Origin of the sequence: Streptomyces sp. NPDC051576, from assembly GCF_040681835.1 — a bacterium.
Classification (GTDB): domain Bacteria; phylum Actinomycetota; class Actinomycetes; order Streptomycetales; family Streptomycetaceae; genus Streptomyces.
Genome location: NZ_JBFAZO010000007.1, coordinates 106,364 through 121,686, shown reverse-complemented (window position 1 = coordinate 121,686; position 15,323 = coordinate 106,364). Strand labels below are relative to the sequence as shown.

Here is a 15,323-nt window from a genome sequence, read left to right as displayed (position 1 = left end):
GCGGTCATCATGACGTGCGCCGTCGGGGCGTCCGCAACCGGTTTTCGGGGTCAGTAGCATGAGGCACGGCCGGGAATGATCATGCGAGGAGCAGATCGTGCGAGACATCGCCGTGTTCAGCGGTTGTGCCCACCCCGAGTTGGCGAAGGAGGTCTGCGCGCATCTCGGTGTACCGCTCAGCCCCACCCGCGTCAGCCGGTTCGCCAACGACTGCCTGGAGGTGCAGCTTCAGGCCAACTGCCGGGAACGGGACGTCTTCCTGATCCAGCCGCTGGTCAAACCCGTCCAGGAGAACCTGGTCGAGCTGCTGTTGATGTGCGACGCGGCGCGCGGCGCCTCCGCCGGGCGGATCACCGTCGTGATGCCGCACTACTCCTACGCCCGCTCCGACAAGAAGGACGCCCCGCGCATCTCGATGGGCGGCCGGCTGGTCGCCGACCTGATGGTCGCGGCGGGCGCGAGCCGTGTGCTGGCCATGACCCTGCACTCGCCGCAGGTGCACGGCTTCTTCTCGGTGCCGGTCGACCATCTGCACGCGCTGCGCGAACTCGCCGTCCACTTCCGGCAGTACGACCTCTCCCGCACCACCGTCGTCTCCCCGGACCTCGGCAACGCCAAGGAGGCCGCCGCGTTCGCGCGGCTGATCGGCGCCCAGGTGGCGGCCGGTGCCAAGCAGCGGTACGCCGACGACCGGGTCGTCATCAGCTCCGTCATCGGCGACATCGCCGGACGGGACGTCATCGTCCTGGACGACGAGATCGCCAAGGGCAGCACGGTCCTCGAACTGCTCGACCGGCTGCGGGAGTTGGGGCCGCGCTCGATCCGAGTCGCTTGTACGCACGGCCTGTTCGCGGCGGGCGCGCTGAAGCGGATCGGGGAGCAGCCCGACGTACTGGAGATCGTCTGCACCAACACGGTGCCGGTGCCCGAGGAGGAGCGCACGGAGAAGCTGCGCATCCTGTCCATCGCCCCGGCGCTCGCCGAGGCTGTCCGCCGCATTCACAACGGCGAGTCCGTCAGCGCCCTGTTCGACGCGCCGCCGAACGAATAGACAGGAAGGGACGGAGCAACGCTCGGCAGCACCGAGGCGATCAGGAGGACTCGCCGTGGCGAAGGCGAAGTTCGAGCGGACGAAACCCCATGTGAACGTCGGCACCATCGGTCACATCGACCACGGCAAGACCACCCTGACGGCGGCCATCACGAAGGTGCTGCACGACCGGTATCCCGACCTCAACCCCTTCACGCCGTTCGACCAGATCGACAAGGCGCCCGAGGAACGGCAGCGCGGCATCACGATCTCGATCGCCCATGTCGAGTACCAGACCGAGCACCGGCACTACGCGCACGTCGACTGCCCCGGGCACGCCGACTACATCAAGAACATGATCACCGGCGCCGCCCAGATGGACGGCGCGATCCTGGTCGTCGCGGCCACCGACGGACCCATGCCGCAGACCAAGGAACACGTGCTGCTGGCCCGGCAGGTCGGCGTGCCGTACATCGTCGTCGCCCTCAACAAGACGGACATGGTCGACGACGAGGAGATCCTGGAACTGGTCGAGCTGGAGGTGCGGGAACTGCTCACCGAGTACGAGTTCCCCGGCGACGACGTCCCGGTGGTCAAGGTGTCCGCGCTCAAGGCCCTCGAAGGGGACCCCGAGTGGACCGCCTCGGTGCTCGAACTCCTCGCGGCCGTCGACGAGTTCGTGCCCGAGCCGGTACGGGACGTGGACCGGCCGTTCCTGCTGCCGATCGAGGACGTCTTCACCATCACCGGACGCGGCACGGTCGTCACCGGCCGGATCGAGCGCGGGGTGCTGAAGGTCAACAACGAGGTGGAGATCATCGGCATCCACGAGCAGAAGACCAGGACGACCGTCACCGGTATCGAGATGTTCCGCAAGCTCCTCGACGAGGGCCGGGCCGGCGAGAACGTCGGACTGCTGCTGCGCGGGGTCAAGCGCGAGGACGTGGAGCGCGGCCAGGTCGTCATCAAGCCCGGATCGGTGACCCCGCACGTGGAGTTCGAGGCCCGCGCCTACATCCTCTCCAAGGACGAGGGCGGCCGGCACACGCCCTTCTTCCACAACTACCGCCCGCAGTTCTACTTCCGCACCACGGACGTGACCGGTGTGGTGACCCTGCCGAAGGGCACCGAGATGGTCATGCCGGGCGACAACACGACCATGCATGTCGAGCTGATCCAGCCGATCGCGATGGAGGAAGGACTGAAGTTCGCGATCCGCGAGGGCGGCCGGACGGTGGGGGCGGGGCAGGTCACCCGCATTGTCAGGTAGGCGTGGTCTCCGCCTGCTCCAGGGCCGCGTCCAGCGTGGGGCGGGGCGGCAGCAGCTGCGCGAGTCCGGTGATCCGGAGGATGCGCAGTGTCAGCGGATGGGTGCAGACGAGGTACAGACTGCCGCCCCGGTCGAGCATCCGAAGCCGGGCACGGAAGAGCAGGCGCAGGCCCGAGCAGTCGAAGAACTCGACGTGCCGCAGGTCCAGCACGACCCGTGCGCCCTGCCTGCCGGTCACCCGGTCCAGATGCGGGATGATCTCCATCGCCGCGGCGATGTCGATCTCGCCGCGTAACTCCAGCACCGTGAACCCCCGTTCCTGGTGAATGTGCAGAAACCGGGTGAGCGGTGCGGGTTCCTGCTGCACGACCACATCCCCTCCAACAGCCCCCGCCCTGCAAGTTACCCTCGATGGAGTGAATTTGAGCATGTTCGATTGACATATGTCTTCGAATCGAGCCAGAGCTTTCTGTGATGTGCGCGGCATGGCCGCCCCCAGCGTGCGCCCGGCCTACGACAGGGCGTGCCAGGCCTTGGTCAGCGCCAGGCGGAACTGCTCGCTCTGGTGCGCCGTGAGTTCGCGCACCATCCGCCCCTCCAGCTCCCGCACCGGCTCCGCGCAGCCCGCCAGCAGATCGCGCCCCTCACCGGTCAGCAGGATCAGCAGCTCGCGCCGGTTGCGCGGATTGCGCTCCCGGCGGATCAGCCCGCGCCCCTCCAGTGAGCGGACGAGGTCGGCGATGGACTGCGCGGTGACGAAGGAGTCCCGGGCCAGTTGTGCCGCCGACAGGCCGTCGTGTCGCTCCAGGACCGTGAGCGCGGTGTACTGGAGTGCGGTGATCCCGTACGGCCTGACCAGCTCGTCCAGGTGCGAGCGGACGACCAGCTCCACCTGCTTGACCATGTACAGCAGGGACGGGGGTGCCTTCGTTGGCTGGGATGTTGCCTGGGTGCCGACCATGGATTCAGCCTAGAGCATTGACAGGAAACCTGTCTGTAATGAGACTGCGGACCAGACGAGCAACCAACAGGAATCCTGTTGGTTGAAATCTTGGCAACGATGCTGAGGAGTGGCGATGACCGCCTTCGAGATCGAACCCGGCCGCCTGTTCGTCGGCGGGCAGTGGCGCGAGGCAGCCGACGGAGCGCGCACCGAGGTGGTCGACCCGTCCCGGGGCCGGGTCGTCACCACGGTCGCCGAGGCGGGCTCCGCCGACGTGGACGCGGCCGTCCGCGCCGCCCGTGAGGCCTTCGACAGCGGCCACTGGTCCGGGCGCAGCGGCCGCGAGCGCGGTCGGATCCTGCACCGCGTCGCCGAACTCATCCGCGAGAACGCCGACGAACTCGCCCGGCTGGAGAGCCTCGACGTAGGCAAGCCCATCACCCTGTGCCACGCCGTCGACGTGACCAACGCGGCCAACGACTACGAGCACTACGCCGCCCTCGCGTACTCCCTGGACGGCGCCACCCGCGACACCCCCCTCAACGCGCTCGCCTACACCAAGCGCGAGCCGCTCGGCGTGGTCGCCGCGATCACCCCCTTCAACTTCCCCCTGATCCTGGCCGGTTCGAAGCTCGCGCCCGCGCTCGCGGCCGGCAACACGGTGGTCCACAAGCCCGCCGACGAGACCCCGCTCAGCGCCCTCTACATGGCCGGACTGCTCCAGCGGGCGGGCGTCCCGGACGGTGTCGTCAACGTCGTCACCGGCGCCGGACCGGTCGCGGGCGAGGCCCTGCTGCGGCACCCTGGCGTCGACAAGATCGCCTTCACCGGCTCCACCGCCGTCGGCCGGCACGCCGCGAGCGTCGCCGGCGAGAACCTCACCCCCGTGACCATGGAACTCGGCGGCAACGCGGCTCACATCGTCTTCGAGGACGCCGACCTGGAGAAGGCCGTCGGCGCGGTCATCAAGGGCTTCGTCTTCAACACCGGCCAGTTCTGCATGGGCGGTCCCCGCCTGCTGGTGGCCCGCCCCGTCTACAGCACCCTCCTCAACATCCTCGCCGACGCCGTTCCCGGCGTACCGCTCGGCGACCCCCGGCTGCCCGAGACCGTCGTAGGACCGATGGCGGGGGAGAAGCACCTGCGGAAGGTCGAGGAGTACGTCGACCTCGCCCGCAAGGAAGGCGCGCGCATCGTCTGCGGCGGCGAACGGCTCGATCTGGACGGCGGCTACTACTACAAGCCCACCGTCATCGCCGACCTCGCGGGCGACTCCCGGGTCATCCAGGAGGAGATCTTCGGCCCGGTTCTCACCGTGCAGCCATTCGACACCGAGGACGAGGCCGTCGAACTCGCCAACTCCACGCCCTACGGCCTGGCTTCGGGCGTCCAGACCGGCAACCTCGCCCGCGCCCACCGCATCGCGGACCGGCTCCAGGCAGGCATCGTCTGGGTCAACGACTGGGCGATGCTCGACCCCGCCGTCCCCTTCGGCGGCGTCAAGGACTCCGGCTTCGGCCGCGAGTACGGCCCCGAGGGCCTCGCCGCGTACACCCGGACCAAGTCCGTCGTCGTCTCGCTCGACTGACCGCCACCACCTAGGAGTTCCTACGATGTCCACCACCACGCGCGCGGCCGTCGTCGAGTCGGGCGGCGCACCGTTCACCCTCACCGACGTCGAGCTGGCCGAGCCCGGCCCGCACGAGGCACTCGTCCGCGTCGTCGCAACAGGCCTCTGTCACACGGACCTCGGCGTCGCGAGCGGCGGACTGCCCTTCCCGCTCCCCGGAGTTCTCGGTCACGAGGGGGCCGGAGTCGTCGAGGAGGTCGGCTCCGCCGTCACCGGTGTCGCACCCGGCGACCATGTCGTCCTGTCCTTCACGTCCTGCGGCGACTGCCGCAACTGCCAGGGCGGCCACCCCGCCTACTGCGCGACCTGGCTGCCGCTGAACCTCATCGGCGGTCGCCGCGCCGACGGCAGCAGCACCATCAGCCGGGACGGGGAGCCCCTCGGCGGCCACTTCTTCGGCCAATCCTCCTTCGCGGAGCGGGCGTTGGTCGACGAGCGCAGCCTCGTCAAAGTCGACCCGGACGTGCCGCTGGAGTCGATCGCGCCGCTGGGCTGCGGAGTTCAGACGGGAGTGGGCGCCGTCTGGAACGTGCTCAAGCCGCGACTCGGCGACACGGTGGTGGTGCTCGGCGCCGGGGCGGTCGGCCTCTCCGCCGTGATGGCCGCCGCCCTCACCCCCGCCACCCGCATCATCGCCGTCGACCGGATCGCTGAACGCCTGCTGCTGGCAAAGGAGTTGGGCGCCACCCACACCGTCAACGCCGGTGAGGCCGACCTCGGCGAGACCCTCGCGGTGCTGACCGACGGACAGGGTGCCGACGGCATCGTCGAGACCACCGGTAGTGTCGCCGTCCTCCGCCAGGGCGCCGACGCGCTCGCCGCCCGGGGCACGCTGGTCGTCGTGGGGGCGCCGCCGTTCGGCAGCGAAGTCGCCCTGGACGTCAACGGGTTGCTCCCCGGGAAGCGCATCGAGGGTCTCACCCTCGGCGACAGCGAGACACAGAGCTTCATCCCCGCGCTGGTGCGACTGGTGAAGGAGGGGCGGCTCCCGCTGCACCGCCTGATCACGACCTATCCCTTCGCGGACATCGACCAGGCGGTGCGGGACATGAGCGCGGGCAAGGCCATCAAGCCCGTGCTCACCTTCTGACCGGGCCGACCGCCTCCGACTGGGGCAGCCGTTTACGACAGGCGGGCCGGCCCGGCCGTTCTCCGGCTCAGTCGACCGTCAGCACCAGCTTGCCCGCGGTGCGGCCGGTGCCGCCGAGCGCGTGTGCCTCGGCGGCCTCGGCCAGCGGGAACGTCCCGGCGATCGTCGCGCGCAGCTTTCCCGCCTCGACGAGGTCCGCGATGGCCTCCATATGGGCGCGATCGGAGTCGACGAGCATACGCACCGCCCGTACCCCGAGCCGTTCGGCCTCCTCGTAGAAGTCCTCCTTGCCGATCGGCGAGATCGAGACCACGACTCCGCCCGGCCGCAGCACCCGCAGCGAGCGGAGCGAGGTGTCGCCGCCGAGTATGTCCAGGACGACGTCCACGTCCTTCACGGCCTCGGTGAAGTCCGTCTCCCGGTAGTCGATCGCCTCGTCCACGCCCAGCTCGCGCAGGAAGTCGTGCTTGCCCGCGCTCGCCGTGCCGATCACGTACGCGCCCCGTGCCTTCGCGATCTGCACGGCCACATGCCCGACCCCGCCGGCCGCCGCATGGATCAACACCCGCTGTCCCGAACGCAGTTCGGCCGCCTCGACCAGCGCCTGCCATGCCGTCAGCGAGACCAGAGGGAGCGCGCCCGCCTGGACGTGGTCGATCCCGGCCGGCTTGAGGACGAAGAAGCGGGCGGGTGCGGAGACGTACTCGGCGTGCGATCCGTGCCCGAACGGATAGGACAGCATCCCGAAGACCTCGTCGCCGGGCGAGAAACGGGCGACGCCGATGCCCACCGCCTCGACGACACCGGAGACGTCCCAACCGAGGACGAAGGGCGGCTCGCCGAGGAAACCGCCGGTGGCGCGGTGCTTCCAGTCGGTGGGGTTGACCCCGGCGGCCCGCACCCGGACCAGGATCTCGTTCGGGCGCGGCGCGGGCCGCTCCACCTCGACTTCTTCCAGGACCTCGGGACCGCCGAGGACGTGCTGAGTGATGACGCGCATCGTGTTCACAGTGCTCATGGTCGTCCAGCCTGCCGGTCGCCGCACGGCAAGAAAATGGCACGATGGCCAACCTTCGATAGAATCGTGCCATGCAGCATGTGGAACGGGTCGTGGTCCTGGCGCTCGACGGCGTCTACCCCTTCGAACTGGGCATCCCCAGCCGGATCTTCGGCGCGGCCGGTGGCCGCTACGAGGTGCTGACCTGCACGGTCGACGGCCGGCCGGTGCGCACCAACGCCGACTTCTCGATCGCGGTGGACCACGGACCCGAGATCCTCGAAACGGCGGACACGGTCGTGGTGGCCTCCATGGCGACCTCGCACATCCCGACCGGGCTCCCCGCCGAGATCGCCGACGCCCTCGCCCGGATCCGCCCGGACGCCCGGATCGTCTCGATCTGCACGGCCGCCTTCGTGCTCGCCGCCGCCGGGCTCCTCGACGGCCGCCGCGCCACCACCCACTGGCATGTCGCCGACCGCCTCCGCGCCGAGTACCCGAAGGTCGAGGTCGACCCGGACGTGCTCTTCGTCCACGACGGCCGGATCCTCACCTCCGCCGGAGCGGCCTCCGGCGTCGACGTCTGCCTGCACATCGTGCGCACGGACCACGGCAGCGAACTGGCCAACTTCGTGGCCCGCTGCTGCGTCGTCCCCCCGTTCCGGGACGGCGGCCAGGCCCAGTACATCCGGCAGCCGGTGCCCGAGTCCGGTGCCACGAGCACGGCCGCCACCCGCGAATGGGCCCTCACCCGCCTCGACGAACCCCTCGCGCTGACCGATCTCGCCCGCCACGCGGGAATGAGCCTGCGGACCTTCGCCCGCCGCTTCAACGAAGAGGTGGGCCTCAGCCCCGGCCGCTGGCTGATCCAGCAGCGTGTCGTCCGCGCCCGCGATCTGCTGGAGGCCAGCGACCTCTCGGTCGACCAGATCGCCGGCCGCGTCGGCTTCGCGACCGGCGCGTCCCTGCGTCAGCACCTGCACGCGGCCATCGGGGTGTCCCCGCAGGCATACCGGCGTACCTTCCAGGAAACCCGCTGATCCCGAACGTTCCGGGCCACCCGCACGTCGTAGGAACAACACGCTAGGGGGGTGGGTCATGCGCAGAGGACTCGCGGCGGTCGCCGCGCTGGTGGCCGCGACTGCGGTGGGATGTGGCGCCGAGGACGGGGCGGACGTCGTGGTCGCGGGCACCCCGCCGGCCACGCCCTACGCCGGACCGCTGTACGTGCCGGCCACCGGCTCCGACGAGTGGGGCGCCGCGGGCCGGGCGCTGGAGTGCGACGGCGAGATGTACTCGGGCGACGGCGCCGAGGCGTGGAGCAAGGGCGACGGCGGCAAGACCCCCGAGGGCGGCCTGCGGGCGTACTTCGACATCGAGCAGCCGGACGTGCCGCGCACCGGCTATCGCGTCGAGCGTGAAGAGGGCGGGCGCGTCCTGTTCTCGTACGACGTCGACGGTCGTACGAAGGTCGCCGTCGTGGTCGCCAAGGACCAGAAGAACAGGCCGGGTTGGGGCCCGGAGAGCAGCGCCTCCTGCGACCCGGCCGAGCTCCCGGCGGGCTTCGCCGAGGCACAGGGGTACGAGATCTGGACCGACCGGGACGGGCATCGCGTGCCGACCACCCGGGTGAGCAGCTCGGTCGGCGCCGCGCACTGCGACTGGCAGAAGGCGCACTTCCTGCAGACCGGCCAGGGCGAGAAGGGCAGGCTGTACGCCCGCGATCCGGACGGGGTGCTGCCGTCCGGCATGCTCACCGCCCCCTACGACGGCGACGTCCCGATGCCCGCGACGGCCCGCGACACCGGATACCGGTACCGCCACTGGCAGTTGTGGCTCACGGCCGACGCGTCGAAGGCCTACGTCCGCACTCCCGACGGCGTGGAGGCCTGGCCGCTGGTGAAGACCGGCGTGGCCTGTCAGTGAGCCGTTGTCACCGGCTCATGTGCAGGGCGACCAGCAACTGCCATACCTGGTCGGCGATTTCCTCCGCCGTGCCCTCCAACAGCCCGTGCAGCCAGTCGGCCAGGACCCCGCCGAAGGTCCCGGCGACCGCCGAGGCGACCAGCGGGGCGTCCGCCGCACCCGCGAGTTCACGCTCGCGCAGGCTGTAGGCGCGCAGGTCCCGGTGCAGCACCCGGCCGAGCGGACCGCCGCCGCCCGGGCTCAACAGGGCGCGGTACAGGGCCGCGTGGGGGAGCAGCCCGGCGAAGAACTCCGGCAGCGCGGGCGGCGCGTGCACCGGGTCGGGCCGGCCGCGCCAGGCGTGCAGCGCTTCCACCGCCTCCCGTACGACATCGGCGCAGGCGTCGACCGCAAGCGCTTCCAGGCCGTCGTAGTGGACGTAGAACGTGGCCCGGCCGACCCCTGCCCGGCGCGCCAGCGCGGCGACGCCGACCTCCTCCAAGGGGTGCTCGGCGCACTCGTCGAGGAGCGCCTGACGCAGCCGTGCCCGGGTGCGGGCGGCCCGCCGGTCCTCGGGCTCGGCGCGGCTCACCGGGCGATCAGGACGGCGGCCAGGGCCAGCGCGCCGGGCAGCGCCTGCGCGAACAGGATGCGCCGGTTCGCCGTCACCGCGCCGTACACACCCGCGACCACGACACAGCTCAGAAAGAACACCTGGGCGCGGAAGCCGGTCGGATCGGCGGCGATCAGGCCCCAGATCAGACCCGCGGCGAGGAAGCCGTTGTACAGGCCCTGGTTGGCGGCCATGGGCGCGGTGGCTCTGGCCATCTCGGGGTCGAAACCGTGCAGACCCCGCCCGGGCTTCTTCTGCCACAGGAACATCTCCAGCACCAGGATGTACAGATGCAGCGCGGCCACCAGCCCCACCAGCACGTTCGCGAGCGTTTCCATGATCAGCAGACCCCTCGTCGTCTTGGACAGGTGTCCACTGTACCTGGACACATGTCCATGTTCAGACTTTCCGGAGAGTGACGGAACCCTCACTTCCACAGGGCCGTGAGGTTGATCTTTTACGGTTCAAACCCGATAAGCTCCCCTGCGGCGCAGCGAGTTGACGTGATCGTGACCGGTCGGCTCGTGGTCGTCCTCCTGAGTGCGGTCTGTCCTCGCACACCCCTGTTCGTTCGTGTCGCTTCGAAGGATGCAGATGGAACTCGCCACTCCGCCACCGGCGGCGCGGGCCCCTGGCGCCTGGTACGGCTGGTGGCTGATGCCACTGGCCTTAGGGGGCGGAACCGTCGCCGCCACGTTCATGAGCCCGGAGCGAATAACCGAGACCGTCGCCGGAGCGGCGGCGACCGCGGCCAGTGCCGTGTGCGTACGACTGCTGGTCCGGACCCAGGCTCAACTGCGCCGTTCTGAGAGCGGCTTCCGTACCGCGCAGGCCGAGCACTCCCAGCAGTGGCAGCAGCACGTGACCGGCCTGGAGCGGAAGTTCAGCGCCGAACGCGCCACCCTGGAGGCGCAGTTGGCCGAGCACGCCGGCGCCTACGACGCCCAGCTCGCCGACCGTTCCGATGCCTACGAGGCACAACTCACCGAGCAGGCACGGGCGTACGAGGAGCGGCTGACCGCGCAGGCCGAGTCCTTCGAGACCCGGCTCGCCGACCAGGACGAGGTGTGGCAGGAGCGCCTCGCCCACCAGCTCGGCGCGGTGGCCAGGCTCGCCGACGAGCAACTCCCCGAGGCGCTCCGGCAGTTGCGTGCGGGCGACGCCATCGACGACCTGTTGCCGGTCGCGAACCAGTGCGCGAAGGTCAGCGCCGAGCTGCAGGCCGAACTCCGCAAGGTGCTGCGGATCTCGCTCATCGGCGTGGAGGAGGAGTTCAACCGCTCCACCGCCGCCGAGCAGGCCGTCATCAGTATCGGCAACCGCATCCACGTACTGACCGGGAAGCTCCGCGGCCGGCTGCACGAACTGCAGGGCGAGCACGGGCGGTTGCCCGCCGTGGCACGCGGTCTGATGGAGCTGGACCAGGAGATCGGCCCCGCCGACTGTCTCGCCGCGAGCGTCGGTGTGCTCGGCGGCTCGGACCGCCCCGGCCGGCAGTGGCAGGAACCGCAGCGACTGCTCAGTGTGGTACGCGGGGGCATCGGCCGGATCAAGGACTTCCAGCGGGTCGACGTACGCCAGTTGCCCGAACTCGGCGTCGACGGTGGTCTGGTGGACCACCTCACGCTGATCTTCGCGCACCTCCTGGACAACGCGGCCCGCTACTCCCCGCCCACCGAGCCGGTGATCGTCTCCGGCAAGGAGGTGCCCAACGGCGTCGGCATCGAGATCCAGGACTCCGGCAAGGGCCTGAGCGAGGAGTCCAAGCGCGAGGCCGAACACGCCCTGGCGGGCACCGGCGGCGGATCCGGGCTCGGCGGTATCTCGGAGGACGCCAGCATCGGGCTCCGCGTCGTCGGCACCCTCGCCCGCCGCTACGGCATCCGTGTCACCTTCGCCGACTCGCCCTGGCTCGGCACCTCGGTCGTCGTCGTGGTCCCGCACAAGTACTTCAGCCAACTGCCCCCGGCCGCGGTGACCGGCACCCCGTCGTTCCAGGCCGCCGCGACCGCCGCGGTGACACGTGTGCGGAACGGCGCCGGGACTCCGGCCGAAACCGTCCCGGCGGAGGACACCACACCCGGCGGACTGCCCAGGCGCCGTAGCAAACGCGGCGAGACGGCGCGGGCCCAACCGGCCGGGCGGACTGGGGAGTTGGCCGTCTCCGTCGTCCCGCCCGACGCCTCCTTCACCGGCCTGGCCGCCTTCGCCACCGCCGGACGGGAGACCACAGGGACAGCGGAGGAAACGGCGTCCGCAGGCCGTGAGTCCACCGAGCACAGCACTGAAGAGAGCGACAAGTCCACATGACGCAGCAGGGAACCGACGTGAGCTGGGCGCTCCGCGATCTGGTGGAGAGCATCCCGGAGATCCGCTTCGCCCTGGTGGCCTCCAGCGACGGCAAGGCGATCACCTCCTTCGGCGCGGAGGACCCCGACGACGTGGACCGCTTCGCCGCCGTGGTGGCCGGCCTGCAGGCGCTGGCCCAGCCGGTGGCCGAGCAGTTCCCCAAGTACGCGGGGCAGTTGAGGCTGGCGATGATCGAGGTCGACGGCGGCCATCTCTTCGTCGTCCGCGCGGGTGTGGAGACCTATCTCGGTGTACTGGCCCGCGAAGGCCTCGACCAGGGCCTGCTCGGACACCAGATGCGGGACCTGGCCCGCAGGATGGGTGAACTCCTCGGCACCACCGCCCGCCTGGAGGAGCACTCTGGATGAGTGCTCCCCGCCGGCCCACTGACCCGTCCGGCCTTGAGCGTTACTACGTCCTCACCGGAGGACGCAGCGGACCGGGCGGTTCGGCGTCGAGCCTCGACGTGGCGACCCTCATCGTCTCCCGCACCGCACCCGTACCGGGCATGCAGCACGAGCACGAGGAGATCCTCCGGCGCTGCCGCGAGCCGCTGTCGGTGGCCGAACTCGGCGCCCACCTCGGGCTCCCCTTCAACATTCTCGCGGTGCTGTTGGCGGATCTGCTGGAGGCAGACCGCGTCGAAGCCCGTGACCCCATCCCGGCGCACGGCGCCGGCCGCGGGCCCGACCTCGCGCTCCTTGAGGAGGTACTCAGTGGACTTCAAAGGCTTTGACCGACCCGGCTCGGCGGCCGGTGACGGTGTTCGCTCGGTGAAGGTGATGATCGCCGGCGGCTTCGGCACCGGGAAGACCACGATGGTCCGCTCGGTCAGCGACATCAAGCCGCTCACCACCGAGGAGACCCTCACCCAGGCGAGCGTCGACGTCGACCACCTCATCGGGGTGGCCGACAAGACGCAGACCACCGTCAGCCTGGACTTCGGCAAGATCGGCATCAACGACGAACTGGTCCTGTACCTGTTCGGGACGCCCGGCCAGGAGCGGTTCTGGTTCCTGTGGAACGGGCTGTTCAAGGGCGCGCTCGGCGCGGTGGTCCTGGTGGATACCCGCCGGCTCGCCTCCAGTTTCCGGGCGATCGAGGAGATGGAGCGGCAGGACGTGCCGTTCGTCATCGCGCTGAACGTCTTCCCCGACTCCCCGCGGTTCCCGGTCGACGAGATCCGCGACGCCCTGGACATCGCCCCGGACATCCCGGTCGTGGCCTGCGACGCCCGTGACCGCTCCTCCAGCCGTGACGTACTGGTCGCGCTGATACGGCACTTGAAGGACCGCTCGGCCGTCGCACTGGAGAGCCGATGAACGACCAGACCTTAAACGGCCCCGACGCCCCGCGCGGTTGCCCGGTCGACCACGGCTCGGGCGAGGATCTCACCCGGCTGTACGGGCCGGAGGCGGCGACCGACCCGCGGGGCATCTACGAGCGGCTGCGCAAGGAACACGGCTCCGTGGCACCGGTGTTGCTCGAAGGCGACGTGCCCGCCTGGCTGGTGCTCGGCTACCGCGACAACCGGCGGGTGCTGGACAGCCCCCGCCAGTTCACCCGGGACGCTCGGATGTGGCGGGAGTGGCGGGAGGGCCGGGTCTCGGAGACCTCGCCGTTGATCCCCATGGTCGGCTGGCGTCCCGACTGCGTCTCGCAGGACGGCGAGCCGCACCGCAGGCTGCGCGGCGCGGTGACCGACGGACTGCTCGCCGCGTCCGGCCGAGGCGTCCGGCGGCACGCCACCTACTTCGCGAACAAGCAGATCGACGCGTTCGCCGGCACCGGCCGCGCCGATCTGGTGGCGGACTACGCCGAGTACCTCCCGATGCTCGTCCTCACCCGCATCCTGGGGCTCCCCGCGGCGGACGGGAACCGGCTCGTCGAGTCCAGCGCGCAGGTCCTCAAGGGCGGCGAGGACGCCCTGCTGCACAATGACCGCATCATCGAGATCCTCGGTGAACTCGCCGACCGCAAAAGGGCCGAGCCCGGCTCCGACTTCACCACCGCGCTCCTCGGGCACCCCGCGGGACTCGACGCGGAAGAGGTCGTCATGCATCTGCGGCTGGTGCTGATCGCCGCGCACACCACCACCAGCAATCTGCTGGCGCGGGTGCTGGAGCGGATCCTCACCGACACCTCGCGGCTGTCCGGCCTGGTCAGCGGTCAGTTGACCATCTCGGCCGTCGTCGAGGAGGTCATGTGGGACACCCCGCCGCTGGCCGTCCTGCCGGGCCGCTTCGCCTCGGCCGATCTCGAACTCGGCGGCCACCGTGTCGAGGAGGGCGATCTGCTCGTCCTCGGCCTGACCGCGGGCAACGTCGATCCGGAGGTCCGGCCCGACGCGGAGGTGTCCGTGCAGGGCAACCAGTCGCATCTGGCGTTCAGTTCGGGGCCGCACGAGTGTCCCGGGCAGGGGATCGGACAGGCGATCATCGAGGTCGGCGTGGATGTGCTGCTGCATCGGTTGCCGGGGTTGCGACTCGCCGTAGAGGCGGAGGAACTGACGTCCACGGCGTCGACGTGGGAGTCCCGACTGGACGGTCTGCCGGTCGAGTTCACGGTGTGAGGGCGCCGACACGGCCTCGCGCACCGGGGGCGAGCGCCCCGGTCCATGGCGGTGGGCCGGGGCACTCGTCGTGAGCGTCAGCCGACCGTCCTGGCGGCGTCCAGGATGAGATCGGCGACGGCCTTGGGGTGACTGATCATCACCACGTGGGAGGAGCGCGGCACTTCGACGATCTTTCGCGCGTTCGCACGGCTGTACATCCAGCGCTCGCAGGCCGGCGGGATCGCCTTGTCCTGGCCGGCGACGAGCCCCCACGACGGGATGGTCCTCCATGCCGCGGCCGTGGTCGGGAAGGTGAAGGAATCGGCGTCGAACGGCCGCTGTGTGGCTTGCAGGACCCGGAAGGCGTCGGTGGACAGGTCGGCGGCGAAGGCCGCCTGGCCGTCCTTGCCCAGATACAGATCGGTTCCGGTCGTGCCGTCGGCCTTCGTGTACGGGACCGGCACGCTCACCGGCCCGACCTCGCTGCCGGGGAACTTGGTGATGAGCTCGCCCTGCGTCTCGCCCACGTCGGGAACGAACGCGGCGATGTAGACCAGCGCCTTGACGTTGGCCTTCCCGGCGGCGGCGTTCGTGATGACCGTGCCACCCATGGAGTGCGCCACGAGGACGACCGGTCCGCTGACGGAGTCCAGCAGACTCGCGATGTACGGGGCGTCGGTCGGAATTCCCCGCAGCGGGTTCGACCCGCAGACCGTGGTGTAGCCCTTCTCCTGCAACTCCTCGACGGTGGCGTTCCAGCAGGACGAATCGGCGTACCCGCCATGCACCAGGACGATCGTGGGCTTCACCTTCGGCCTCTCCTCACCGGCACCGCCCGGGGCTGCGGCGGCTGTTCCTTCCGCTCCCGCGATCAGCGCCGCCGACCCGGCCAGCGCCGCTCCGGCGGCCAGTACGTGACGCCGGGAAACATCGGTACTCATG

General features: G+C 70.3%; 17 protein-coding genes. 11 read left to right on the top strand and 6 right to left on the bottom strand.

The genetic code is table 11. The features are described 5' to 3' along the window. Positions 1–97 precede the first annotated feature (97 nt). Together AB0M63_RS23835 and tuf are read left to right on the top strand one after the other, a co-directional pair. Positions 98–1,051, top strand: a complete 954-nt coding sequence (locus AB0M63_RS23835) for a ribose-phosphate diphosphokinase (protein WP_366020785.1) — start codon at positions 98–100, stop codon at positions 1,049–1,051. A gap of 55 nt (positions 1,052–1,106) precedes the next feature. Then, positions 1,107–2,300, top strand: a complete 1,194-nt coding sequence (gene tuf, locus AB0M63_RS23830; protein ID WP_355911038.1) for an elongation factor Tu — start codon at positions 1,107–1,109, stop codon at positions 2,298–2,300. On the opposite strand, the gene AB0M63_RS23825 is transcribed toward tuf, so the two are convergent. Continuing rightward, complete coding sequence (locus AB0M63_RS23825; RefSeq protein WP_366020784.1) at positions 2,293–2,730, bottom strand: anti-sigma factor antagonist; 438 nt, start codon at positions 2,728–2,730, stop codon at positions 2,293–2,295. The two genes, tuf and AB0M63_RS23825, sit on opposite strands and share 8 nt — an antisense overlap. Before the next feature lie 81 nt (positions 2,731–2,811). Next, positions 2,812–3,261: a MarR family transcriptional regulator gene (locus tag AB0M63_RS23820; protein WP_355911045.1), complete on the bottom strand. Its 450-nt coding sequence runs from the start codon at positions 3,259–3,261 to the stop codon at positions 2,812–2,814. Between the two features lie 115 nt (positions 3,262–3,376). Here AB0M63_RS23820 and AB0M63_RS23815 point away from each other — a divergent pair, with 115 nt between their 5' ends. Both AB0M63_RS23815 and AB0M63_RS23810 read left to right on the top strand, forming a co-directional pair. Beyond that, positions 3,377–4,831 (top strand): aldehyde dehydrogenase family protein, encoded by a 1,455-nt coding sequence (locus tag AB0M63_RS23815; RefSeq protein WP_366020783.1) that lies wholly within the window; start codon positions 3,377–3,379, stop codon positions 4,829–4,831. Positions 4,832–4,856: 25 nt separating this feature from the next. Further along, positions 4,857–5,963 (top strand): NAD(P)-dependent alcohol dehydrogenase, encoded by a 1,107-nt coding sequence (locus tag AB0M63_RS23810; RefSeq protein WP_366020782.1) that lies wholly within the window; start codon positions 4,857–4,859, stop codon positions 5,961–5,963. 67 nt (positions 5,964–6,030) lie between these two features. Here the strand turns inward: AB0M63_RS23810 and AB0M63_RS23805 are convergent, their stop codons facing one another. After that, a complete protein-coding gene (locus AB0M63_RS23805) occupies positions 6,031–6,981 on the bottom strand; it encodes an NADP-dependent oxidoreductase (RefSeq protein WP_366020781.1) in 951 nt (316 codons plus the stop codon). A gap of 71 nt (positions 6,982–7,052) precedes the next feature. On the opposite strand from AB0M63_RS23805, the gene AB0M63_RS23800 reads away from it, so the two are divergent. Together AB0M63_RS23800 and AB0M63_RS23795 are read left to right on the top strand one after the other, a co-directional pair. After that, a complete protein-coding gene (locus AB0M63_RS23800) occupies positions 7,053–8,000 on the top strand; it encodes a helix-turn-helix domain-containing protein (protein ID WP_366020780.1) in 948 nt (315 codons plus the stop codon). Positions 8,001–8,058: 58 nt separating this feature from the next. After that, positions 8,059–8,886: a hypothetical protein gene (locus AB0M63_RS23795; RefSeq protein WP_366020779.1), complete on the top strand. Its 828-nt coding sequence runs from the start codon at positions 8,059–8,061 to the stop codon at positions 8,884–8,886. 7 nt (positions 8,887–8,893) lie between these two features. Here the strand turns inward: AB0M63_RS23795 and AB0M63_RS23790 are convergent, their stop codons facing one another. Together AB0M63_RS23790 and AB0M63_RS23785 are read right to left on the bottom strand one after the other, a co-directional pair. After that, the gene (locus tag AB0M63_RS23790; RefSeq protein WP_317771495.1) at positions 8,894–9,457 is read right to left on the bottom strand and encodes a TetR/AcrR family transcriptional regulator; all 564 of its coding nucleotides are present in this window, start codon (positions 9,455–9,457) and stop codon (positions 8,894–8,896) included. Then, a complete protein-coding gene (locus AB0M63_RS23785; protein ID WP_355911344.1) occupies positions 9,454–9,816 on the bottom strand; it encodes a DUF1304 domain-containing protein in 363 nt (120 codons plus the stop codon). Before AB0M63_RS23785 ends, AB0M63_RS23790 begins: the two co-directional genes overlap by 4 nt. Positions 9,817–10,072: 256 nt before the next feature. On the opposite strand from AB0M63_RS23785, the gene AB0M63_RS23780 reads away from it, so the two are divergent. Genes AB0M63_RS23780 through AB0M63_RS23760 form a run of 5 tightly spaced genes read left to right on the top strand, consistent with a single transcriptional unit; the run spans position 10,073 to position 14,399 of the window. Next, positions 10,073–11,788 carry an ATP-binding protein gene (locus AB0M63_RS23780; protein WP_366020778.1) on the top strand — a complete coding sequence of 572 codons (1,716 nt, stop codon included), beginning with the start codon at positions 10,073–10,075 and terminating at the stop codon, positions 11,786–11,788. Next, on the top strand, positions 11,785–12,195 hold the full coding sequence (locus tag AB0M63_RS23775) for a roadblock/LC7 domain-containing protein (protein ID WP_019057749.1): 411 nt from the start codon (positions 11,785–11,787) through the stop codon (positions 12,193–12,195). The genes AB0M63_RS23780 and AB0M63_RS23775 overlap by 4 nt, the downstream gene beginning before the upstream one ends. After that, a complete protein-coding gene (locus tag AB0M63_RS23770; RefSeq protein ID WP_355911070.1) occupies positions 12,192–12,563 on the top strand; it encodes a DUF742 domain-containing protein in 372 nt (123 codons plus the stop codon). The genes AB0M63_RS23775 and AB0M63_RS23770 overlap by 4 nt, the downstream gene beginning before the upstream one ends. Next, complete coding sequence (locus AB0M63_RS23765; protein ID WP_355911073.1) at positions 12,544–13,149, top strand: ATP/GTP-binding protein; 606 nt, start codon at positions 12,544–12,546, stop codon at positions 13,147–13,149. Before AB0M63_RS23770 ends, AB0M63_RS23765 begins: the two co-directional genes overlap by 20 nt. After that, complete coding sequence (locus AB0M63_RS23760) at positions 13,146–14,399, top strand: cytochrome P450 (RefSeq protein WP_355911076.1); 1,254 nt, start codon at positions 13,146–13,148, stop codon at positions 14,397–14,399. The genes AB0M63_RS23765 and AB0M63_RS23760 overlap by 4 nt, the downstream gene beginning before the upstream one ends. Before the next feature lie 77 nt (positions 14,400–14,476). Here AB0M63_RS23760 and AB0M63_RS23755 read toward each other — a convergent pair whose 3' ends face one another. Next, positions 14,477–15,322 carry an alpha/beta hydrolase gene (locus AB0M63_RS23755; protein ID WP_355911079.1) on the bottom strand — a complete coding sequence of 282 codons (846 nt, stop codon included), beginning with the start codon at positions 15,320–15,322 and terminating at the stop codon, positions 14,477–14,479. Position 15,323: the final 1 nt, after the last annotated feature.